Genomic DNA, 21,388 nt, shown 5'->3' on the forward strand with positions numbered 1-21,388 from the left:
TTCATCCTAGCCGCGCCCGGCTGCGGTACCAGGTAATGTGCAGGCTGGCCGCCGAATTTCGCGCTGCCGCTTCCCGGGCAGAGAGCAGAATCTTCACGGAAGCACCCTGGTTGACGGAACCGCAGTGCCGCCGGCTTCTAGGCCGCGGCGCGTTCCTTACCGGAATGGACGACGGCGACAGCCGCCGCAGTCAGGCAGGCAAGGACCATGACTGCCGCGGCCAGGGCATTCCAGCCAAGGGACTGGAACACCAGGCCCCCGGCCCAGCCGATGATGCTGGACCCGAGGTAGTAGGCCAGGTTGTACAGCGAGGCGGCCTGGGCCCGGCCGGTGCTGGCAAGGGCGCCGGTCCAACCGGCCCCGATGCTGTGGGCGGCGAAGAAGCCGCCGGTGAACACCACCAGGCCGGCCAGGATCAAGGCAAGGGACTGCGTCAGCGTCAGGGCAAGGCCCGCTGTGGACAACGCCAGGCCTGCCAGCAGGACAGTCCGGCGGCCAAAGCGAAGGGTCAGCCCCGCCGACCAGCGCGACGTGACGGTCCCCGACAGGTAGGCCAGGAAGATCAGGCTGATCAGTGTTCCCGGAAGGCCGAAGGGTTCGCCGGAAAGCCGGAACCCCAGGTAGTTGTACACCGCCACGAACCCGCCCATCATCAGGAAGGCCTGGCCATAAAGGACCAGCAGCCGGACGTCCCGCAGGTGGCCGCCGAGGGTCCGGAACGCCCCGCGCAGCCCGGCGGCGGGGGCGGTGACAAATCCCTGGGCCTTCGGCACCAGGATGAGGAAGGCGACGGCGGCGAGGGTGGCAAGGATGGACACCGCCAGTGCCGCCGCGCGCCAGCCCCACAGTTCGCCGGCCGGACCGGCCACCAGCCGTCCGGCGAGCCCGCCCAGGGTGGTGCCGGCAACGTAGCTTCCGGCTGCCAGGGCCGCGTGGGCTTTGGTGACTTCCTCGTTGAGGTAGGCAATGGCGATGGCCGGGATGCCGCCCAGCGCCATTCCTTCCAGGAGCCGCAGGGCAAGCAGCATGCCAAAGCTGGTGGACAGCGGAACCAGCAGGCCAAGGACTGTGGCTATCGAAATGCCCCACGCCATGGCCCGGACCCGGCCGATCCGGTCCGCCAGGAAAGACCAGGGAATCACCGTCACCGCAAGGCCCACCGTGGCCAGCGAGATGGTCAGGGCGGCCTCCGCCGCGCTGACCCGCAGGTCTGAGGCCAGGATCGGCAGCACGGCCTGGGTGGAGTAAAGCTGGGCGAAGGTGGCCACACCCGCGAAGGACAGGCCGGCGAGGATCCTGGCATACGCCGTCGAGCCCTTTGCATGCCCGTTCCAGCGCGGGGACGGAGTGCTGTTTGGGCGGACGATATGTGCCATGCGGCCAGCGTAGCTTTTCCCACATACATGCATCCAATGCATGCTTTGTGTAAAACTGATAGCAATATCGCATGCTTTTCCCAAACCCGGCGGCTTTTTCCCAACTAGGTAGCGCCAAGTGTCGTTATGGGTCGTCAAAACGACACTTGGCGCTACCTGGTTGGGCCGGCGGCGAGCAGGAAGGAGGCCGGCCCGTGGAACCGGACCAGAAACAGCTCGTGCAGCTGCTGCCGCTCCTGCCCGTGCTCGCTGAGCTGGGGCGCACCGAGCACGTCACGGAAACCGCGGAACTGCTCGGAGTACCCCAGTCCACGGTGAGCCGCGCCCTGGCCCGGGCGAGCGCCGTCGTCGGTACCGAACTCCTGGTCCGGGACGGCAGGGGAGTCCGGCTGACACCCGCCGCCCGCACCCTGCTGCCGTACATCGAGCAGGCCCTCACGGCGTTCCAGGCGGGACTGGACCTCGTCCGCGACGAGTCGGACGTGGTGCGGGGAAGGATTTCCCTCTCCTTCCAGCACACGTTCGGCGAGGCAGCCCTGCCGCTCCTGATCAGTGCCTTCCGGACCCGTCATCCCGGCGCTGCCTTCACGCTGAGCCAGGGCGCCCGGAACGCCTGCCTTGACGAACTGGCCTCGGGTGAGTCGGACCTGGCACTGACGGCTCCCGTAGCGCCGGCCGGCCGGAACCTGACCTCGGCGCCGCTGTACCGCGAGCCGCTCCGCCTGGTGGTGCACCACAGCCACCCCCTCGCCGCGCAGCCCTCCGCCAAGCTCGCCGATATCAGGGCAGACCCCTTCGTGGCGCTCGGGCCCGGGTACGGCATGCGTTCGCTCACCGATGCGTTGTTCCGCGAGGCCGGCTACCGGCCGCGCATCGCGTTCGAAAGCCAGGACTCGCACACGGTCCGGGGACTGGTCTCCGCCGGCCTGGGCGTCAGCATCCTGCCGCCGGGAGGCGATGCCCCGGGCCGTACCGTCAGCCCAGAAACCGGGAACCTGGGCTGGGTCGAAGTTCCCCTGGACTCCGCCCTGGCGTTCCGCGAAGTTGGCCTGTCCTGGCGGCGGCGGAAACCTGGCTCGGAGCCGGTGCCGGTACGGCTGTTCCGGGACATGGTGGTGACGGAAGGGCCCGGACTGCTGGCCGGGCTGGTGCGGCAGCGGTCCCGCTGACTGGGCCGGAAGACTCGGGGATGGGCCGTCCGCCGCCCCCGCACCATTACCCTTGTGACGTGACCAACACCGAAAATTCCTCCGCCCTCCCCGCCGCCCCGCAGGTTCCCGCATCAACTCCGCCCGGCGGTGTCATCATCGGGCTGGACATCGGTGGCACCAAGACCCACGGGGTCCGCTTCGAGGACGGGGTGCCGGTTGCGGATGAGTCCGCCGGCAGCTCCAACGTGCAGAACGTCAGCCGCGACGAGGCGGCCGCCAACCTCGCCGACCTCTTCTCGCGCATCGGGGGAGGGCAGGTATCCCAGGTCTACGCGGGCTCGGGCGGCATCGACACCGAAGACGACGCCGCAGCCCTGGCGTCCCTGATCCAGCCCCACGTGCCCGGTGCCCGGGTGACAGTGGTGCATGATTCACGCCTGCTGCTGGCCGCCGGGCACGCGAGCACGGGAGTCGCGGTGATAGCGGGCACCGGTTCGGCCGCCTGGGGCAGGAATGCCGACGGCGGCGAGGCCAGGGCAGGCGGCTGGGGCTACCTCCTGGGCGATGAAGGCAGCGGTTACTGGCTTGGCCGCGAAGCGGTGCGGCACAGCCTGGGCCGGATGAACCGGGGACTGCCCGCCGACGAACTCACCACGGCCCTGCTGCAGTCCTGCGGGGTGGGCGACCCCAACCGCCTCATCGCGCTGTTCCATTCACCGAAGACCGGGCGGCGCTTCTGGGCCCAGCAGGCCCGGTATGTGGTGGAGGCCGCGGCAGGTGGCCACCCTGAAAGCCAGGCGCTGCTGGACCAGGCAGGGAAGGACCTTGCCGGCCTGGCGCTGCAGGTGCTGCAGCAGCTGGGTATCACCGGCCCCGTGATCCTGGGCGGCGGCCTGGGCATGAACGTGGCACCGCTGCAGCACTCCTTCCGCCGCCACCTGATGGATGCCGGCGTGACAGATATCCGCGTGCTGGACCAGGAACCAGTCTTCGGTGTGCTGCAACTGGTGGCAGAGCAGGCCTGATCCGGTCCGGTCCCTTAGAGCCGTTTCCGGGGCGTCAGCCGGACGCCCGGGAGGGGAGGGGCGGGAATGCGTCCCGCCTCGGGCCCCGCGTCCGGACCGTGGCCGGGGACCAGGCCGTACCGTGCCACAGCCGTTTGCGTTTCCTGCAGGCCGGCCTGGGCTTCCCAGTCGCTCCTGGCCTGTTCCACTTCCTCGTGGGTGCGCCCCACGAAGTTCCACCACATCAGCAGCTCTTCCTGGAAGGGCTCGCCGCCGATGAGGAGGAAGCGCGTTCCGGGGAGTGCCTGCACCTGCAGCTCCGTGCGGCCCGTGCCCAGGTAGCCCAGCGGGCCCGGTGGAACCTCCTGGCCGTCCACCGCCAGGCCGCCGTCGAGCACAAGGATGCCGTGCTCAAACCCTGCAGTGAGCGGCAGCACGGCGGCCCCGCCGCAGGAGACGTCCGCACCCACGATCGGTGAGTACATGGTTGCCGGTGACGTGACACCGGCAAATTCACCCACCATCACCGTGGCGGTGAAGCCCTCCCCGCTGGAACGGGGAAGTTCACGGTGCTGCTCGAATGCCGGTGCCCGGTGCCGTTCACCGCCGGGCAGGGCCACCCAGAGCTGCAGCCCGCGCTGCACCGGCAGGGCTTCGCCGGCAGGCGGAAGCACGGCGAACTCGGAATGGGAGACGCCGTGGCCCGCCGTCATGATGTTCAGTTCACCCGGCCGGACCACAACGTCGCTGCCCACGCTGTCCCGGTGGCGGATGTGGCCGGCCAGGGGCCAGGTTACGGTCTGCAGGCCAATGTGGGGGTGGGGGAGTACGGACATCGCAGTCCGGTCCGGGCCAAAGCTGTCCAGGAAACACCATGCCCCGATGGTGGGCAGGCCACGCTGCGGCAGAGTCCGCTGGACGTTCATGGCGCGTACTCCGCCGAGCGGTACCTCGCGTTGCGGCCACAGCTGAAGGCAGGGTCCGGAACTCCCCTCAGGGGCTGCCGGCGGACAGACTTCCTGCTGCGGCGCTATTTCCAAGTTGGTCACCCCACCACTTTAAGGCCGGTCTGCCCGCGGCGGAACAGCGTCCCGGGCCACAGCGGTTCCTCGCCGGAACGGTCATTCCCATCCGGCGCGGTCCCGGCTCCGAATGGTTACAGTAGGGATTCCTTTGCCCGGATTCGGGGCGCTGCAGGTGTTGCCGGCCCCGGTTTGGGTTACCGTAACTATCAGCGTGCTGATGACAATGTCGCGGTGCTTTCAGAGGCCGTCCCAGAGAACAGGTGAGTCCGCACCATGGACCAGGCGATGATCGAGTTTCAGAGCGTTACCAAGCAGTTCCAGGGCGGGCAACCGGCCGTGGACAACCTCTCCATGTCCATCGCCAAGGGATCCATCACCGTCTTTGTGGGCCCGTCAGGCTGCGGCAAAACCACCTCGTTGCGCATGATCAACAGGATGGTGGAACCCACCTCCGGGGCCATCACGGTGGACGGCAGGGACGTCACCTCCGTGCCGGCGCCCGAACTGCGCCGCTCGATGGGGTATGTGATGCAGTCGGCCGGGCTGCTGCCGCACCGCTCCGTGCTGGACAACATTGCCACCGTGCCCCGGCTGAACGGCGTGTCCAAGGCCGACGCCCGCCGGCGCGCCGAGGAACTCCTGGACGTGGTGGGCCTGGCCCGGCCACTCGCCAAGCGATACCCGTCCCAGCTGTCCGGCGGCCAGCAGCAGCGCGTGGGGGTAGCCCGTGCGCTTGCCGCCGATCCACCCATTTTGCTCATGGATGAGCCGTTCAGCGCCGTGGATCCCGTGGTCCGCGACGAGCTCCAGCAGGAGCTGCTGCGGCTCCAGAAGGACCTGGCCAAGACCATCGTCTTTGTCACGCACGACATCGATGAAGCCACAGTCCTGGGCGACAAGGTGGCCGTCTTCGCGGTGGGCGGAAAGCTTGCCCAGTACGCCACGCCGGAGGAAATCCTCCGTGCCCCGGCAAACGACTTCGTGGCCTCCTTCGTGGGACGGGACCGGGGATTCCGGCACCTTGGCTTCACCTCTTCCGACGGCGTCACCCTCCACTCGGTGCCGACGATCGTCCGCGGCCGCAGCGGCTCCGGAATCGATCCGGACGCAACAAGCGGCTGGCAGCTGGTGGTGGACGAAGAGATGCGCCCGCTGGGATGGTCCACGCCCGGCACCGCCACCGGCCTCATTCCGGGAGGTTCGCTGTTCCGCCCCGGGGAAAGCCTGCGCCGCGCACTGGACGCGGCGCTGTCCTCGCCGTCGGGCCTCGGCGTCGCAGTGGATGCGGAGGGCCGGGTGCAGGGTGTCATCCGGGGCGGAGAAGTACTGGCCCTCATTGAAGAAGCACGCCAGCTCCGGCAGGCTGCACTCTGATGGAGTGGTTCCTGGCCAACATCGACATGGTCCTGGAACGGTCCGGCCAGCACCTGGTGCTTGCCCTCGTCCCCATGGTCCTGGGACTGGTCATCTCCCTTCCCCTGGCGCAGCTGGCCCGGCAGAACCGGGCCCTCCGCTCGGTGGTGCTGACGGCCTCCTCGCTGCTGTACACCATTCCCTCACTGGCACTCTTCATCATCCTTCCCACCATCCTGGGCACCAGGATCCTGGACCCGCTCAACGTGGTGGTGGCCCTGACCATCTATGCGGTGGCCCTCCTGGTCCGTGCCGCCCTGGACGCCTTCGACTCGGTGAGCGAGGACGTGGGACAGGCCGCTGTGGCCATGGGATACAAACCGCTGGCCCGGTTCCTGCGGGTGGACCTGCCGCTGTCCCTGCCGGTGATGTTCGCCGGGCTCCGGGTGGTGTCCGTCAGCAACATCTCCCTGGTCAGCGTGGCAGCGCTGCTTGGCATCGGAAACCTGGGCATGCTGTTCACATCAGGACTGCAGCGGGGCTTCATCACGGAAATCGTGGTGGGGATTATTGCCATCCTTGTCCTCGCCCTGCTGATGGACGCTTTGCTTGTCCTGCTGGAACGGCTCCTCACGCCGTGGGAGCGGGCAGGGCGGCTGGGGACCAGGCAGCAGGATGGCAGTAGCGCGGTAGAAGCAGTTGACGCGGCCGCGCGTATCTCCATGCCTAAGACCGGAGGCGGAAACGCATGAGCAACGTTTTCACCGACACCTTCGCCTGGCTGGCCGATCCGCTGCACTGGACCGGCGCCGCCGGAATACCCGCCCGGCTGGGCGAGCACCTCCAGTACACCGGCCTGGTCATGCTGATCGCTGTTGCCATTGCCGTCCCCGTTGGCATGTACGTCGGCCACACGGGCAGGGGAAGGGTTGCCGTGGTGGCGCTCGCCGGTGCGCTGCGCGCCCTGCCCACCCTGGGGCTGCTGACACTCTTCGTGCTGCTCGCCGGGATCGGGCTGATGCCGCCCATCTGGGCGCTCGTTATCCTCACGGTCCCCCCGCTGCTGGCCGGCACCTATGCCGGAATTTCCAGCGTGGACCGCAACGTGGTGGATGCCGCCCGCGCCATGGGCATGACCGAACTGCAGGTTCTGTTCCGGGCAGAGCTGCCCAACGCCCTGACCGTCATGTTTGGCGGCTTCCGGACCGGCGTGCTTCAGGTCATCGCCACCGTCTCCGTGGTGGCCTACATCAACCTGGGAGGCCTGGGCCGCTACCTTTTCGACGGCCTGGTCCTCAGCGACTTCCCGCAGATGCTCGGCGGCTCCCTGCTCATCGCAGCGCTCGCCATCGCCGTCGACCTCGTCCTGTCCCTTTTCCAGAGGCTGTTCCTGGCAACAGGCGCCTCTGGCCAGTCCCGCCGCAGCCAGCAGGCTGCGGCCGATCTCACAGACCCCGTCCTGACGGAGGCTGTGGTACAAGGAGGTAAATCATGAAGGAAAGCCGTCCACACCACCTCGGCAGGCGGGCATTCAGCGGGCTCGCCGCCGGGCTAGGCCTGGCCATGGCATTGTCCGCGTGCGGAGGATCCTCCGATCCCCTGAGCAACGCGCCGGCCACCACCGGAGCAGCCTCCGGGGAAGCAACGTCCCTCGTCGTCGGCTCGGCTGACTTCCCGGAAAGCCAGATCGTGGCGGAACTCTACGCAGGAGCCCTGACCGCCGCCGGCATCACCGCCACCACCAAGCCGAACATCGGCTCCCGCGAGGTGTACATCAAGGCCGTCCAGGACGGATCGGTGGACGTGGTTCCGGACTACACGGGCAACCTCCTGCTGCACGTGGACAAGGAAGCGTCCGAGGAGTCGGCGGACGACATCGCGGCGGCCCTGCCGGAGAAGCTGCCGGACGGACTGGCGGTGCTGGAACCCTCCAAGGCCGAGAACAAGGACGCCATGGTGGTCACCAAGGCCACGGCCGAGAAGTACCAGCTGAAGTCCCTCGAGGACCTGGCCAAGGTGTGCAGCGAGATCGTGGTGGGCGCCCCCGCCACCTTCGCCGAGCGTGCCTACGGGCTGCCCGGCCTGAAGGAGAACTACAACTGCGAGCCGAAGAAACTGGAGCCGTTCAGTGACGGCGGCGGTCCCGTGACGCTCAAGGCGCTCCTTGAAGACCAGGTGCAGGTGGCGGACATCTACACCACAACCCCGTCCATTGCCGACAACGATCTTGTGGTCCTTGAAGACCCCAAGAACAACTTCATCGCCCAGCAGGTGGTCCCGCTGTACAACGAGGCGAAGATGACCGACACGGCCAGGGAGGCCCTCAACTCGGTGTCCCGCATCCTGACCACCGAGGACCTCATCAACCTGAACCGTGCCGTCAGCGGCAGCCAGAAGCAGGGTGCCAAGGAAGCGGCGGACGCGTGGCTCAAGGAAAAGGGCATCGTCAAGTAGGACTACCTACCTGACCACAAGCAGTACGACGGCGGCTGCCGGACTTCCAGAAGTCCGGCAGCCGCCGTCGTCCGTTCCGGGTGGCGGCGCGCGCAGCCTGTGGCTGACGTCTCAACGGCCGTCCATCCTTCCTGTGGCATATTTGAGGAATGGCAGAATTCAGGCAGTCCACCAAGCTCAACAACGTCCTTTATGACATTCGTGGGCCAATCCTCCAGGCTGCCCAGCAGATGGAGGCGGAGGGGCACCGGATCCTCAAGCTGAACATCGGAAATCCCGCGCCGTTTGGCTTTGAAGCGCCGGACGCCATCCTCGTGGACATGATCCGCCACCTGCCGCACGCCCAGGGCTACAGCGATTCCAGGGGCATCTTTTCCGCACGGACCGCCGTCTCGCAGTACTACCAGACCCGGGACATCCAGAACATCCACGTGGATGACATCTATCTGGGCAACGGCGTCAGCGAACTCATCACCATGTCCCTGATGGCCCTGCTCAATGACGGTGACGAGGTCCTGATCCCCACCCCGGACTACCCGCTGTGGACCGCTTCCGTGGCGCTGGCCGGCGGCAGGCCCGTCCACTACCTCTGCGACGAGGAAACGGGCTGGCAGCCGGACCTGGAGGACATGGAAGCCAAGATCACGCCCCGCACCAAGGGACTCGTGGTCATCAATCCGAACAACCCCACCGGCGCGGTCTACCCGGAAGAGACGCTGAAGAAGATCGTCGCCCTCGCTGAGAAGCACGGCCTGGTGGTCTTCGCCGACGAGATCTACGAAAAGATCCTGTACGAGGACGCGGTCCACATCAACCTGGCCAAACTGACCGGCGACGACGTCCTGTGCCTGACGTTCAGCGGCCTGTCCAAGGCGTACCGGGTATGCGGCTACCGGGCCGGCTGGATGGCCATCTCCGGTCCCAAGAAGGATGCGGCGGACTACCTCGAAGGCATCAGCCTGCTGGCCAACATGCGCCTGTGTGCAAACGTTCCGGCCCAGCATGCCATCCAGACGGCGCTGGGCGGGTACCAGAGCATCAACGACCTGATCCTGCCCGGCGGGCGCCTGCTGGAGCAGCGCAACAAGGCCTACGACATGCTCAACGCCATCCCCGGCGTGAGCACCCAGCAGGCGCGGGGCGCACTCTACCTCTTCCCGAAGCTGGACCCCGAGGTCTACCACATCCGCGACGACGAGAAGTTCGTCCTGGACCTGCTGAGGGAACAAAAGATCCTGGTGTCCCACGGCAGGGCCTTCAACTGGGTCCGCCCGGACCACTTCCGCATGGTCACCCTGCCCAACGTCAAGGACATCGAAGAAGCGGTGGGGCGGATGGGGGACTTCCTCAGCAGGTACCAGGGCAACTAGCCTGTGTTCACGGGCGCTTCGGTCCCGTGGAACTTCGCGAAAGGATTTCCCATGTCCGGCGCCACAGGCTTTGATCAGCACCCTTCTGAGACCCTGCGGGCAGGGAAGGGTTTTTCGCTGGCCGACGTGGACCCTGATTCCACGCCGGGCTTCAAGGGCACCAAAGAGGACGGCCAGGCACTGCTGGCGGAACTCGACGATGAACTGGCGCAGCTGCAGGAAAAGCTGTTCGCCGAGTCCCGGTTCGGCGGGCGCAAGCGCATCCTGCTGATCCTCCAGGCCATGGATACCGCGGGCAAGGGCGGCATCGTCAACCATATGATGGCCGCCATGGATCCCCAGGGTGTGCAGTTCAAGGCCTTCAAGGCTCCCACGGATGAGGAAAAATCCTACGATTTCCTGTGGCGGATCGAAAAGGAAGTACCCGCCGCCGGGATGGTGGGGGTGTTCGACCGTTCCCACTACGAGGACGTCCTGATCCACCGCGTCCACCGCTGGGCCAGCCCGGAGGAGATCAAGCGCCGCTATGTGGCCATCAACGAGTTCGAGGCCAGGCTCAGCGGCTCCGGAACCACGGTGGTGAAGGTGATGCTCCACATTAGTGGAGAGGAGCAGAAGGAGCGGCTGCTGGCACGGCTGGACAACCCGGCCAAGCACTGGAAGTACAGCCGTGGCGACCTTGACGAGCGGGCTTTCTGGGAGGACTACATGAATGCCTACCAGGCGGCCATTGATGAAACCAACACCGCGAACGCGCCCTGGCACGTGGTCCCCGCCAACAAGAAGTGGTTTGCCCGGATCGCCGTCCAGCAGTTGCTGCTGGGTGCACTGAACGGAATGGACCTTCAATGGCCCAAGGCTGAGTTCGACGTCGCCCTGGAACGCGAGCTGGTAGTGCGGTCCTGACGCTTCCTTTCAGCCTGCGGCCGCGGGCCTAGAGCGGCTGGTCGCGGGCAGCTGCCAGCCGCTTCCGGGCGCCTTCCAGCCATTCCTCGCACCGTGCAGCCAGGGCCTCGCCGCGTTCCCACAGGGCCAGGGATTCTTCAAGGCTGGCGCCGCCGGCCTCAAGCTTTCCCACCACAGCGATGAGCTGCTCACGGGCTTCCTCATAGCTCAGTGCCTGGATGTCGGCCGCTGGTTTCTGCTCAGTCATTCAGTTCTCCGGTTTCGGTAATGGGCTGTTCAAGTGTCCCGGTGGAGGTTGCGCCGAAGCGGCCTTCAGCCACGCGGATGGACAGGGGCGAGCCGGGCGGAGCTTCGGCCGGGCGGCGCACCACGGCATGGCCGGCGGTGCCGGCTTCTTCCGCCCGCTTACCGGCGAGTTCGACGACGGCGTACCCCCGGTCCAGCGTCTTCTGCGGCGACAGTGCCCGCACCTGGGCTTTCAGGTGCTCCAGCTGGTCGGCCGCGCGGACCACGGAGGAGCTGACGGCGGCGGAGGACCTCCGGAGCAGCCGCTCAATTTCCTCGGACCGGATGGTCACGAGTCCTTCCGGTGCTGCCAGCACCGGCCGTGAATGGAGGGACGCCAGGCGGTCCGCTTCCCTGTCCACCAGCCGTTCCATGCACCGGCGCAGCTGCACCCTTGCCTGGCGCACACCTGCCAGTTCCTCGGACACTTCCGGGACAATCCGCTTGGCAGCGTCCGTGGGCGTGGAAGCCCGCAGGTCCGCGACGTCGTCCAGCAGCGGACGGTCCGCCTCGTGGCCGATGGCGCTGACCACCGGGGTGGCGGCGGCGGCCACGGCACGGATCAGTTCTTCGCTGTTGAAGGGCAGGAGGTCTTCCAGGGCGCCGCCGCCGCGGGCGATGACGATGACATCCACTTCGGGCAGGGCGTCCAGGTCGCGGAGGGCGCGGACCACATGGGCCACCGCGGTGTTCCCCTGCACGGCCACCTCCCGGATTTCGAACTCGACTGCCGGCCAGCGCAGGGCTGCGTTGCGCAGGATATCCTTCTTGGCGTCGGAATCGCGGCCGGTGATGAGGCCGATGCGGTGCGGCAGCAGGGGCAGGGGCTTCTTGCGGGAGTCCGCGAAGAGCCCTTCGGCGGAGAGCGCCTGGCGCAGCCGCTCGATCCGGGCCAGGAGATCGCCCAGCCCCACCGGCCTGATGTCCCTGACCAACATGTTCAGCCGGCCCGTCTTGAGCCAGAACTCCGGCTTCAGCAGGGCAACCACGCGGGAGCCCCGCTCCAGCGGCAGGTTCTGGCGTTCCAGCACCTTGGTCCACACGGAGGCGGGCAGCGACACCTCGGCGTCGACATCCCTCAGGGTGAGGTAGGCGTTGGTGCCCCGGCGGTTCAGCTCAATAACCTGCCCTTCAACCCACGCAGACGGCGTACGGTCGATATGGGCTTTGAGCTTCTGTGACAGCAGCTGGAGCGGCCACGGGTTGTCCGGGCTGGTTTCGGCAGCAGTGGCAGGCAGCGTGGAGGGCGCCGCGAGGTGCTGGCCGGAGACCGGAAGCGACGCCTGTTCAGACATGCGGACGCTCGTGGCGGGCTGTAGCTGCGGGCATGGGGTCCTTCGTCCGTTGGTCGGCTGGTTGTTTCGTCGCTGGCTGGAAATGGGCTGGTCGGAATAGCGCTTTGAAATAAGAGCCGGTTGGAATCTAAGCCGGTGGTGGCCGGCGGTCATTCAACCTTATCCATAAGCTCTACCACCACGGACTGACAAGGGTGCCGCCCCGGGCCCCGCCTAGGATGGGGTGACCCCCGCCAACATGAAGGATTCTCCGTGCGTAGTTTTGTTTCCGCTGCCGCCGCCGTACTGGCCGTGCTGCTGGCCGCCGTCGCAGTCCCCGCCATCTGGCTGGACCGCAACATCGTCCAGGAGCAGGGCTTCGTTGAACTGGCGGCTCCGCTCGGAAGGGACCCCGGGTTCCAGCAGCAGCTGGCCGTGGCAGCGGTGGCAACCATCGACACCAGCGCCGTTCCAGGGTTCCTTTCGGACCTGGTCCAACCGGTGCTGGAGGACGCCGCGTCCGCGCTGACCGCCCTGCCGGAGTATCCGGCCGCATGGGAGGAAACCCTGCGCAACAGCCACCGGCTGAGCTTTGCCAGTCCGGCGACGGACGACGGCGGATCAGCCCCGGCGTCGTCCCTCACCCTTGACGTCGCTCCCTTGGTGTCGCTGGGGGCCGGGGAAATTTCACGCACCACGGGGTTGCCCCTGGATCCGCCGGACCAGACCCTCATCAACGTGGGCCAGCCTGAGCACAAGGAATGGACCGAGAGGCTCACCACCTATGCCCCCGCCGGCTACCTTCTGGCCGGGGGGTCGGCGATCGCTCTGCTCCTTGCCCTGGTGGCGGCGAACCGGCGCTGGACAGTAATTGCCGGCGCAGGAGCAGGCGCGCTGCTGCTGGCGGCTGCATGGACCCTCGGCTCCGGGATTGCCTCCGCTGCCGCTGTGTCCGCGGACAGCGGAAATGAGGTTGCCAACATGTTCAGGGATGAGTTGGTGGCGGCGGCCGCAGCAGATTTCCGGGGCTGGACCATGGCAGCGGCCGCCGGCGGCGGTGCGCTGTTGCTCCTGGGCCTGGTGGCCGGGTTCGCCACGCGAAAGCGGGCCCGGGCAAGCCGGTAGCATGGAGTAATGACCCCCTCAGCTGTTTCCCTTTCGATGCCCACCATCCCGCGTAGGCGCCGCTCACCTGAGGAAGTAGCTGCCGCAGCCCCCGTCTCCGGGAACAAGAAGGTGCTGCTCGCTGCTCCCCGCGGTTACTGTGCCGGCGTTGACCGTGCGGTCATCGCCGTCGAGAAGGCCCTGGAACACTACGGTCCTCCGGTGTACGTGCGGAAGCAGATCGTCCACAACGTGCACGTGGTCAGCTCCCTGGAGGAACAGGGTGCCATCTTCGTCGACGAAACGGACGAAGTGCCCGAAGGTGCCCTGGTCATCTTCTCGGCCCACGGAGTATCGCCTGCAGTGGTCCAGTCCGCCGAGGACCGTGGCCTGCGCACCATTGACGCCACGTGCCCCCTGGTGACCAAGGTCCACAAGGAGGCCGTCCGGTTTGCCAAGGACGATTTCGACATCCTGCTGATCGGCCACGACGGCCATGAGGAAGTCGAGGGCACGGCGGGAGAAGCGCCGGAACACATCCAGATCATCAACGGCCCGCATGAGGTGGACAAGGTAACCGTCCGGGACCCGGAGAAGGTGATCTGGCTTTCCCAGACCACCCTCAGCGTCGACGAAACCATGGAAACGGTCCGCCTGCTCAAGCAGCGGTTCCCCACCCTGCAGGATCCGCCCAGCGACGACATCTGCTACGCCACCACCAACCGCCAGGTGGCCATCAAGAAGATTTCGCCGCAGGCAGACTTGGTGATCGTGGTGGGCTCAGCGAACTCCTCCAACTCTGTCCGGCTGGTGGAAGTGGCACTGGAGTACGGGGCGAAGGCGTCCTACCGCGTGGATTTCGCGAACGAGGTTGATGAGGCCTGGTTTGAAGGCGTCGCCACTGTCGGCGTGACATCCGGGGCATCGGTCCCGGAAGTCCTGGTCCAGGACGTCCTGCGCCTGCTGGCCGAGTACGGCTACGGCACCGTGGAGGAAGTTGTTACGGCCGAGGAGGACCTGCTCTTCTCGCTGCCCAAGGAACTCCGGGCAACACTCAAGCAGGCCGGCGACGTCAGCCGTGCCCTGGGCGGACGCCGCTCGCGCGACTGACCTGCACACGGCCGAGACCGCGCAGCCCGCAGTGCGTCAGCCAGTGACCGCGTATCTGATCTTTGTGGACGTGGGCCCGGTACCTGCCGGGCCCACTTTTTTGGTGCCGCTTGCCGTTGCTGTCAGGCGGCTTCGTGGTCGCTTTGCAGCTCAGGCGCCGCCAGGGCCCGCGGGGTGACCTCAACAACCGGAGGGGCAGCAAGCCCGGATTCCTCAAGCGAGTTCAGCTTCCGGGCCGTGGGAAGGACGCGGGCTTCCAGGGTCCCCACCATGGCGTTGTAGCGGTCCACTGACGATTTCAGGGACGAGCCCAGCTTGGTGACGTTCTCGCCCAGGGTCCCCATCCGGTCGTACAGCTGCCGCGCCAGTTCGAACAACTCCCGGGCGCTGTCCGTGAGGACGTCCTGCCGCCAGGTGAAGGCCACGGATTTGAGCACAGCCAGCAGGGTGCTGGGAGATGCCAGGACCACGTTCTTCGACAGCGCGTGATCGAGGAGCCCGGCGTCGGCCATGAGCGCGGCGGCCAGGATGGACTCGGCAGGAATGAAGCAGATCACCAGCTCGGGGGAGTTGCCCGGAATGTCCCAGTACTTCTTGCTGCTCAGGGAATCAACGTGTGCCCGCAGTGCCTTGGCATGGGCCGCCAGCAGCGCCTGCTGGTTCCGGCGGTCGCTCCCGGACAGCGGTCCGGTGTGCCGGGCGCCGGAATCCGGACGGAGGTCCTGCGCCGCACCAGGTTCCTGGGCTTCCAGGTAGGAGGACAGCGGTACTTTTGCGTCCACCACCAGCTGCTTTTCGCCCGGCAGCTGCACCACCAGGTCCGGCCTTATGCCCGAATCATGACCGGCACTGTGGACCTGCTCCACGAAATCGACGTGCCGCAGCATTCCCGATGCTTCCACCACCCGGCGGAGCTGGACTTCGCCCCACTGGCCGCGGGCACTGTTGGACCTCAGGGCAGACTCCAGGGCGTGGGTGGAACGGATGAGCTGTTCATCGGAGAGCCGCGCTTCCTGCAGTTGCTGGGCGAGCTGGCCGTACTGCTCCACCCGGTCCCGTTCCAGCAGCGCCACCTGCTGCTGGACAGCCGTCAGTTTCTCCGCCACCGGGGCAAGTGCGCGCAGCACGCTGCCGTCCTGCGTCCTTGCCTCACCCAGCTCGCGGTTCTGTGCCGCCAAAAGCCTTCGCTCGGCGTCGGCCGCGGCGAACTGCGCGCTGACCTCCGAAAGCCGTGACGACACGGCGTCGAAGTCCTCTTCCAGGCCGCGGGTGTTTTTCCGCAGCACCAAGAACACGGCGGCAGCACCCGCAAAGGCACCCAGCAGCAGCATGAACAAAGCAAGAATCAACGCGAAACCATCCATGCCCTCACTGTCGCATGGGGCTGTGACATTTTGCCGAAGCGACATTTTCCCTGACCGGCGCCGGACCCCGGGCCGCCCGCTGCGGGTAGAATAAATCCTCGTGGCTCTTACTATTGGCATCGTCGGACTGCCCAACGTCGGCAAATCAACTCTCTTCAACGCACTCACCCGCAACCAGGTCCTGGCCGCGAACTACCCGTTCGCCACCATCGAACCCAACGTCGGCGTCGTGAACCTGCCCGACCCCCGGCTTCAGAAGCTGGCTGAGATCTTCGGATCGCAGCGCCTCCTGCCCGCGCCGGTGTCGTTTGTGGACATCGCCGGCATCGTCAAGGGGGCCTCTGAAGGAGAAGGCCTGGGCAACAAGTTCCTGGCCAACATCCGCGAAGCCGAAGCCATTGCGCAGGTGGTGCGGGTGTTTGATGACCCCGATGTCATCCACGTCGACGGCAAGGTGGACCCCCAGTCCGACATGGAAACCATCAACACCGAGCTCATCCTGGCAGACCTGCAGACCATTGAGAACGCCATCCCGCGGATCGAGAAGGAAGTCAAGATCAAGAAGCGGGAAGCTGCGGAGCTTGCCGCCATCAAGGCAGCCCAGGCGGTTCTGGAGCGCGGCGACACCATCTTCTCCTCCATCAAGAGCGACAAGCTCGAAATGGAACACCTCAAGGAGCTCGGCCTCCTGACGGCCAAGCCGTTCATCTACGTCTTCAACGCCGACGAAGGCATCCTGGGCAGTCCCGAAAAGCAGGAGGAACTGCGGGCCATGGTTGCCCCGGCGGATGCCGTTTTCCTTGATGCCAAGCTCGAAGCCGACCTCGTGGAACTGGACGAGGAAGAAGCCCGCGAGATGCTGGAAATGAATGGCCAGGACGAATCCGGGCTGGACCAGCTGGCGCGCGTCGGCTTCCACACGCTGGGGCTGCAGACCTACCTGACCGCCGGCCCCAAGGAAACCCGTGCCTGGACCATCCGGCAGGGCGATACTGCGCCGCAGGCAGCGGGGGTAATCCACTCCGACTTCCAGCGTGGCTTCATCAAGGCCGAGGTGGTGTCCTTCAACGACCTGGTGGAAGCCGGGTCCATGGCGGAGGCCAAATCCCGCGGCAAGGTCCGTATCGAGGGCAAGGAATACGTGATGGCCGACGGCGACGTGGTGGAGTTCCGCTTCAACGTCTAAGCCCACAGGATTTTCGGGCACGTGGCCTAGGATCTACCCATGACGACTCTTCAGGGTGCGGTTGTTCTGGTAGTCGGCGCCACCGGCGGACTCGGTTCGCGCATGGCCGCCCAGCTGGAAAGTAACGGCGCTATCGTCGCCCGGTCGTCAAAGTCTGCCGGGCACGATCTGCGTGCACCCTCCGTGATCCGGGAAGTCCTGGAAGACACGAATGCGCAGCACGGACGCCTCGACGGGCTGGTGGTGGCGTCCGGGGTCGTCGCCTTCGGCGCCGCATCAGACCTTGAACCCGCCACGGTGGACGAACTCTTCGCTGTGAACACGACCAGTCCGATCCAGCTCATTACGCAGAGCCAGCCCTACCTCGCCGCCTCGGCACGTGAGGGCCGCGAGCCCTTCGTTGTCACACTGAGCGGCGTTGTGGCCGAGGCACCCGTCGCCGGTCTGGCGGCATACTCGGCGTCGAAGGCAGGGCTCGCGGCCTTCGTTGTCGCGGCGGCGCGCGAGTATCGCCGTGCGGGCATCCGAATCGTGGACGCCCGCCCAGGGCACACTGCCACCGCGCTGTCCGATCATCCGATCGCCGGGTCGGCGCCGCGGTTCGGCGCGGGGCTGGATCCGGACCTGGTTGCAGCGCGGATCATCGCTGCGATCGTCGATGGCGAGAAGGATCTGCCCAGCACCGCCTTCCAGGCTGTTCCAAGTCTTTGAACCCAGCGCCACAGAAGCTAATGGACCCCGAGGCTGGTTTACCGCTGGCGGCGGAGGCGTCAAAGCCCCCTAGGGTGGGGGAATGACGTACGGCCCGCACCTGCGACTGGTTCTGCCGCATCAGTTGTTCCGCGAACACCTCGATGCGGCAGACGGTACGGTGTTTGTGCTGATCGAGCATGACCTGCTCTTTCGCCAGTACTCGTTCCACTCCCACAAACTGGTCCTGCACCGGGCGTCCATGAGCCGGTTTGCGCGCCGCCTTGGCGCGAAGGGCCACGAGGTTGTCGTCCTCCACAGCGAGGCCGGCCGCAGCTCCCACCAGCAGCTCGCAGACCTTGTGCGCCACCGCCGCCCGGAGCAGGTGACCTGGTTCGACGTGGTGGACGACTGGCTTGAACAGGACCTGTATTCCGGCCTGGCCGGTGGCGGCTACAGGATGCGCGGCGAAGACGTGCTGGAGACGCCGAATTTCCTCACCGACCGCGGGCAGATTGACGATTGGTTTGCCGCCAACCCAGCCCGCATGCACGACTTCTACGTGTGGCAGCGCCGCCGCCTCGGCGTCCTGGTCGACGGCGGCGGGCAGCCGGCAGGCGGGAAGTGGTCCTTCGACGCGGACAACCGGAAAAAGCTCCCTCGGGGGTACACCCCGCACGGTGGGCCGGTTTGCGCGCCACCCCATCCATCAGCTGCAGGGGACCTTCGACTTTGAAGCCCTCACCGGACAAGAAGCCGCTGCCGGAGACGCGGCCTCGGACGACGTCGAACAGGCGATTGCCTGGGTGGCGGAAGAGTTCCCGGACGCTCCGGGTGATCCCTTCCTGTTTGCATGGCCCACGAGCGCGGACGAGGCACGCAAGCACCTCCACGAGTTCGTCCGCGAACGGCTGGACGACTTCGGTCCCTACGAGGACGCAATATCCACCACGCATCCGTTCATCGCCCATGGCCTGCTCACCCCGGCGTTGAACATCGGACTGCTGGACCCGCGGGAAGTCCTTGAGGCCGTGCTCGCGGGTGCAGGCCCACATACTCCTCTCGCCTCCCTGGAGGGATTCGTCCGGCAGGTGATTGGCTGGCGGGAATACATGCGCGCCACCTACCGGACCCGCGGCAGGCAGCTGCGCACAGCCAACCGGTTGAACCACCGGAACGGGCTGGGTGACGGTTGGTGGGACGCGGACACCGGGCTGGCTCCCGTGGACATGGTGGTCTCGCGGGTCCTTGCCACGGGATACGCCCACCACATTGAGCGGCTGATGGTCCTGGGCAACGCCATGTCCCTGCTGCGGATCCATCCCGACGACGTCTACGAGTGGTTCATGGAACTGTTCATCGACGCATACGACTGGGTGATGGTCCCCAACGTGTACGCCATGAGCCAGTTCGCGGCGGGGGAGGAGATCACCACGAAGCCCTACGTTTCGGGCAGCAATTACCTCCGCAGGATGTCCGACCTGCCGGCAGGGGAATGGATCCAAGACTGGGACGGGCTGTACTGGACCTTCATCGACGACCACCGGGAGGTCTTCGAAAGAAATCCCCGCTCGCGGATGGTGGTCTCGCTGTTGGACAACATGGACCCGGACAAGCGGCGGGAGCACCGCCGTCGTGCTGAAGCCCTGCTCGGCGCAGGACGGGAAGCAACACGGCTGCTGCGGACGGCACCGCCAATCGAGGGCCCGCACGCCTTATCCTGAGTACAGGGCGTGATCCTGGCGATTCCAGGAGCCCCTCCCGCAGAAGGAAAACAAGGAGGCGGCATGCCGTTCAGGCGTCTGGTGCACTACATCACCGCGGCGGTGGCTGCCGCCCTGGTCCTGTCGGGGTGCTCGGGCAACGGCGGCACCACCCCTGTGGTGGTGGGGGAGGCCGAGCGCGGCGGCAGCGTGAGCGTCGCGGAGGTCAACGCGTTCTCGTCCTTCAACCCGTACAGCGCGGACGGCAACACCGATATCAACTCCAAGATCGGTTACGTCACCCACTCGGGTTTCTACTACCTGGATGACGCCGCAAGAGTGGTGCGGAACGAAAAATTCGGGCGCTACGAGAAGGTCTCGGACCAGCCGCTGAAGGTGAGGTACACCGTCAACGAGGGCGTCAAATGGTCCGACGGCGAGGCGGTCGACGCCGGCGACCTCCTCCTGAGCTGGGCGGCCGGGTCAGGGTATTTTGACGACGCCGACCCCCTGGCGGGGACAGGCAACAAATACTTTGCGGTCGCCTCCGACACCAGCGGCCTTGCCGGCACCGTGCTGCCGGAAATCGGGGCGGACGGCCGTTCCATCACCCTGGAATACGCCGTGCCCTACGCTGACTGGGAAGTGGCCTTCGACGTCGGCCTGCCGGCACACGTGGTGGCAGCGAAAAGCGGCCTGAACGACGAAGAAGAGCTGATCGACCTGATCCGGGACTCACCCCGCGGCAATGGGGAAGAGCCCGCAGTCAACGAACCCCTCAAGCGGGTCAGCGACTTCTGGAACTCGGGGTTCGACTCCAAGAGCCTGCCCGACGACCCGTCCGTGTATCTCTCCAACGGCCCGTACATCGTCCGCGATATCGTCCCTGAAGTCTCCATGACCCTCGTCCGGAACCGCGACTACGTGTGGGGCCAGGAGCCCTGGCTGGATGAAATAACCGTCCGCTTCACAGGCTCCGTGCCCACGGCAGTCGAAGCGCTCCGCAACGGCCAGGCCGACATCATCTCCCCCCAGCCCTCGGCGGAAACCGGGGAACTCCTGGCTGGACTGGCGGACCAGGGCAACACCGTTGAGTGGTACAACCAGTCAGGCTACGACCACCTGGACCTCACGTTCTCCGGGCCTTTTGCTGACGAGGACGTCCGCCAGGCATTCCTGAAGGCGGTACCCCGCCAAGCCATCATCGACGCCGTGGTGGGGGACCGGCAGCCCGATGCCGCGCCCCTGGATTCACACGTCTTCCTGCCGGCCCAGCCCAAATACGGCGACACCGTCAAGAACAACGGCTCGTCGGACTATGCGGAGGTGGACATCGACGGGGCAAAGGCGGTCCTGGATGGTGACACCCCGACTATCCGGATCCTCTACAACCGGGACAACCCCAACCGCGCCACAGCATTTTCCCTGATTCGGGATTCCGCCGCGCAGGCCGGCTTCCAAGTGGTCGATGCGGGGCAGGGGAGTGCTGACTGGGCCCGGGCGCTCGGCGGCGGAGGCTACGACGCCGCGTTGCTGGGGTGGATTGGCACCGCAGCGGGGGTCAGCCGGGTTCCCCAGATCTTCCGTACCGGCGCCGGCAGTAACTTCAACGCCTTTTCCGACGGCGACGCCGACAGGCTGATGGAACAGTTGGCCGGCACCACGGACCTGGGCAAGCAGGATGAGCTCCTGGCCGAGATCGACAAACAGATCTGGGAAAACGCCTATGGCCTCCCGCTCTACCAGACCATTGGCGCCACAGCCTTCAGCGCCCGGGTGGCCGGGGTCAAGACGAGCGCCGGCCCCCTGGGTGTCTGGTGGAACGTGTGGGACTGGCGCCTGGCCCAGCCGGCGTCGTCCTGAAATCCGGGGCAAAAACCTTTCCTCCTTCCCGATTCGCTGTACGGGCTACCGGCGAGTAGCATGTGACTTGCACAACTTCCGTTGACCGACTAGGCGTTCAGTTCAAGCCGGTCACGGTTTGGCAACGGAGTACCAGTATCTGGACTTCGTGCGGTTAGGCTACTCGTATA

General features: G+C 66.4%; 20 protein-coding genes. 15 read left to right on the plus strand and 5 right to left on the minus strand.

From position 1 onward, the window contains the following. Window positions 1-137: 137 nt before the first annotated feature. The gene (locus tag IEX33_RS03110) at window positions 138-1,376 is read right to left on the minus strand and encodes an MFS transporter (RefSeq protein WP_188727575.1); all 1,239 of its coding nucleotides are present in this window, start codon (window positions 1,374-1,376) and stop codon (window positions 138-140) included. A gap of 194 nt (window positions 1,377-1,570) precedes the next feature. Here IEX33_RS03110 and IEX33_RS03115 point away from each other — a divergent pair, with 194 nt between their 5' ends. Both IEX33_RS03115 and IEX33_RS03120 read left to right on the plus strand, forming a co-directional pair. Further along, window positions 1,571-2,545, plus strand: coding sequence for a LysR family transcriptional regulator (locus tag IEX33_RS03115; protein ID WP_188727577.1), 975 nt, complete (start codon window positions 1,571-1,573; stop codon window positions 2,543-2,545). Window positions 2,546-2,604: 59 nt separating this feature from the next. After that, on the plus strand, window positions 2,605-3,552 hold the full coding sequence (locus tag IEX33_RS03120; protein WP_229675205.1) for an N-acetylglucosamine kinase: 948 nt from the start codon (window positions 2,605-2,607) through the stop codon (window positions 3,550-3,552). A 14-nt stretch (window positions 3,553-3,566) separates the two neighbouring features. Here the strand turns inward: IEX33_RS03120 and IEX33_RS03125 are convergent, their stop codons facing one another. Beyond that, a complete protein-coding gene (locus tag IEX33_RS03125) occupies window positions 3,567-4,580 on the minus strand; it encodes a pirin family protein (protein ID WP_188727578.1) in 1,014 nt (337 codons plus the stop codon). Between the two features lie 249 nt (window positions 4,581-4,829). Here IEX33_RS03125 and IEX33_RS03130 point away from each other — a divergent pair, with 249 nt between their 5' ends. From IEX33_RS03130 to IEX33_RS03155, 6 genes are all read left to right on the plus strand, one after another. Further along, a complete protein-coding gene (locus IEX33_RS03130; RefSeq protein ID WP_308421948.1) occupies window positions 4,830-5,930 on the plus strand; it encodes an ABC transporter ATP-binding protein in 1,101 nt (366 codons plus the stop codon). Further along, window positions 5,930-6,661: an ABC transporter permease gene (locus tag IEX33_RS03135; RefSeq protein ID WP_188727581.1), complete on the plus strand. Its 732-nt coding sequence runs from the start codon at window positions 5,930-5,932 to the stop codon at window positions 6,659-6,661. Before IEX33_RS03130 ends, IEX33_RS03135 begins: the two co-directional genes overlap by 1 nt. Next, a complete protein-coding gene (locus IEX33_RS03140; RefSeq protein WP_104185091.1) occupies window positions 6,658-7,404 on the plus strand; it encodes an ABC transporter permease in 747 nt (248 codons plus the stop codon). The genes IEX33_RS03135 and IEX33_RS03140 overlap by 4 nt, the downstream gene beginning before the upstream one ends. Beyond that, on the plus strand, window positions 7,401-8,363 hold the full coding sequence (locus tag IEX33_RS03145) for an ABC transporter substrate-binding protein (protein WP_188727583.1): 963 nt from the start codon (window positions 7,401-7,403) through the stop codon (window positions 8,361-8,363). Before IEX33_RS03140 ends, IEX33_RS03145 begins: the two co-directional genes overlap by 4 nt. A gap of 149 nt (window positions 8,364-8,512) precedes the next feature. Continuing rightward, a complete protein-coding gene (locus IEX33_RS03150) occupies window positions 8,513-9,733 on the plus strand; it encodes a pyridoxal phosphate-dependent aminotransferase (RefSeq protein ID WP_066277595.1) in 1,221 nt (406 codons plus the stop codon). A 51-nt stretch (window positions 9,734-9,784) separates the two neighbouring features. Next, complete coding sequence (locus IEX33_RS03155; protein ID WP_188727585.1) at window positions 9,785-10,639, plus strand: polyphosphate kinase 2 family protein; 855 nt, start codon at window positions 9,785-9,787, stop codon at window positions 10,637-10,639. A gap of 28 nt (window positions 10,640-10,667) precedes the next feature. Here the strand turns inward: IEX33_RS03155 and IEX33_RS03160 are convergent, their stop codons facing one another. Then, window positions 10,668-10,886: an exodeoxyribonuclease VII small subunit gene (locus tag IEX33_RS03160; protein ID WP_066277590.1), complete on the minus strand. Its 219-nt coding sequence runs from the start codon at window positions 10,884-10,886 to the stop codon at window positions 10,668-10,670. Continuing rightward, on the minus strand, window positions 10,879-12,219 hold the full coding sequence (gene xseA / locus IEX33_RS03165) for an exodeoxyribonuclease VII large subunit (protein ID WP_188727588.1): 1,341 nt from the start codon (window positions 12,217-12,219) through the stop codon (window positions 10,879-10,881). Before xseA ends, IEX33_RS03160 begins: the two co-directional genes overlap by 8 nt. A 252-nt stretch (window positions 12,220-12,471) precedes the next feature. Between xseA and IEX33_RS03170 the strand changes: the two genes are divergently transcribed. Both IEX33_RS03170 and IEX33_RS03175 read left to right on the plus strand, forming a co-directional pair. Then, window positions 12,472-13,323, plus strand: coding sequence for a hypothetical protein (locus IEX33_RS03170; protein ID WP_188727589.1), 852 nt, complete (start codon window positions 12,472-12,474; stop codon window positions 13,321-13,323). Between the two features lie 9 nt (window positions 13,324-13,332). Further along, the gene (locus IEX33_RS03175) at window positions 13,333-14,412 is read left to right on the plus strand and encodes a 4-hydroxy-3-methylbut-2-enyl diphosphate reductase (RefSeq protein ID WP_188727591.1); all 1,080 of its coding nucleotides are present in this window, start codon (window positions 13,333-13,335) and stop codon (window positions 14,410-14,412) included. Window positions 14,413-14,534: 122 nt separating this feature from the next. On the opposite strand, the gene IEX33_RS03180 is transcribed toward IEX33_RS03175, so the two are convergent. Continuing rightward, on the minus strand, window positions 14,535-15,776 hold the full coding sequence (locus IEX33_RS03180; RefSeq protein ID WP_188727593.1) for a DNA recombination protein RmuC: 1,242 nt from the start codon (window positions 15,774-15,776) through the stop codon (window positions 14,535-14,537). 100 nt (window positions 15,777-15,876) lie between these two features. On the opposite strand from IEX33_RS03180, the gene ychF reads away from it, so the two are divergent. The 5 genes from ychF to IEX33_RS03200 all read left to right on the plus strand — a co-directional run bounded on the left by ychF (window position 15,877) and on the right by IEX33_RS03200 (window position 21,218). After that, the gene (gene ychF / locus IEX33_RS03185) at window positions 15,877-16,962 is read left to right on the plus strand and encodes a redox-regulated ATPase YchF (RefSeq protein ID WP_104185084.1); all 1,086 of its coding nucleotides are present in this window, start codon (window positions 15,877-15,879) and stop codon (window positions 16,960-16,962) included. Between the two features lie 39 nt (window positions 16,963-17,001). After that, window positions 17,002-17,673 (plus strand): SDR family NAD(P)-dependent oxidoreductase, encoded by a 672-nt coding sequence (locus IEX33_RS03190; protein WP_188727595.1) that lies wholly within the window; start codon window positions 17,002-17,004, stop codon window positions 17,671-17,673. Between the two features lie 82 nt (window positions 17,674-17,755). Further along, complete coding sequence (locus tag IEX33_RS19290) at window positions 17,756-18,388, plus strand: cryptochrome/photolyase family protein (RefSeq protein WP_229675206.1); 633 nt, start codon at window positions 17,756-17,758, stop codon at window positions 18,386-18,388. Continuing rightward, window positions 18,333-19,376, plus strand: a complete 1,044-nt coding sequence (locus IEX33_RS19295) for an FAD-binding domain-containing protein (protein ID WP_229675207.1) — start codon at window positions 18,333-18,335, stop codon at window positions 19,374-19,376. The genes IEX33_RS19290 and IEX33_RS19295 overlap by 56 nt, the downstream gene beginning before the upstream one ends. Window positions 19,377-19,439: 63 nt before the next feature. Continuing rightward, the gene (locus tag IEX33_RS03200; protein ID WP_188727597.1) at window positions 19,440-21,218 is read left to right on the plus strand and encodes an ABC transporter family substrate-binding protein; all 1,779 of its coding nucleotides are present in this window, start codon (window positions 19,440-19,442) and stop codon (window positions 21,216-21,218) included. The last annotated feature ends 170 nt before the right edge of the window (window positions 21,219-21,388 follow it).

Source organism: Pseudarthrobacter scleromae (assembly GCF_014644515.1).
Classification (GTDB): Bacteria; Actinomycetota; Actinomycetes; order Actinomycetales; family Micrococcaceae; genus Arthrobacter; species Arthrobacter scleromae.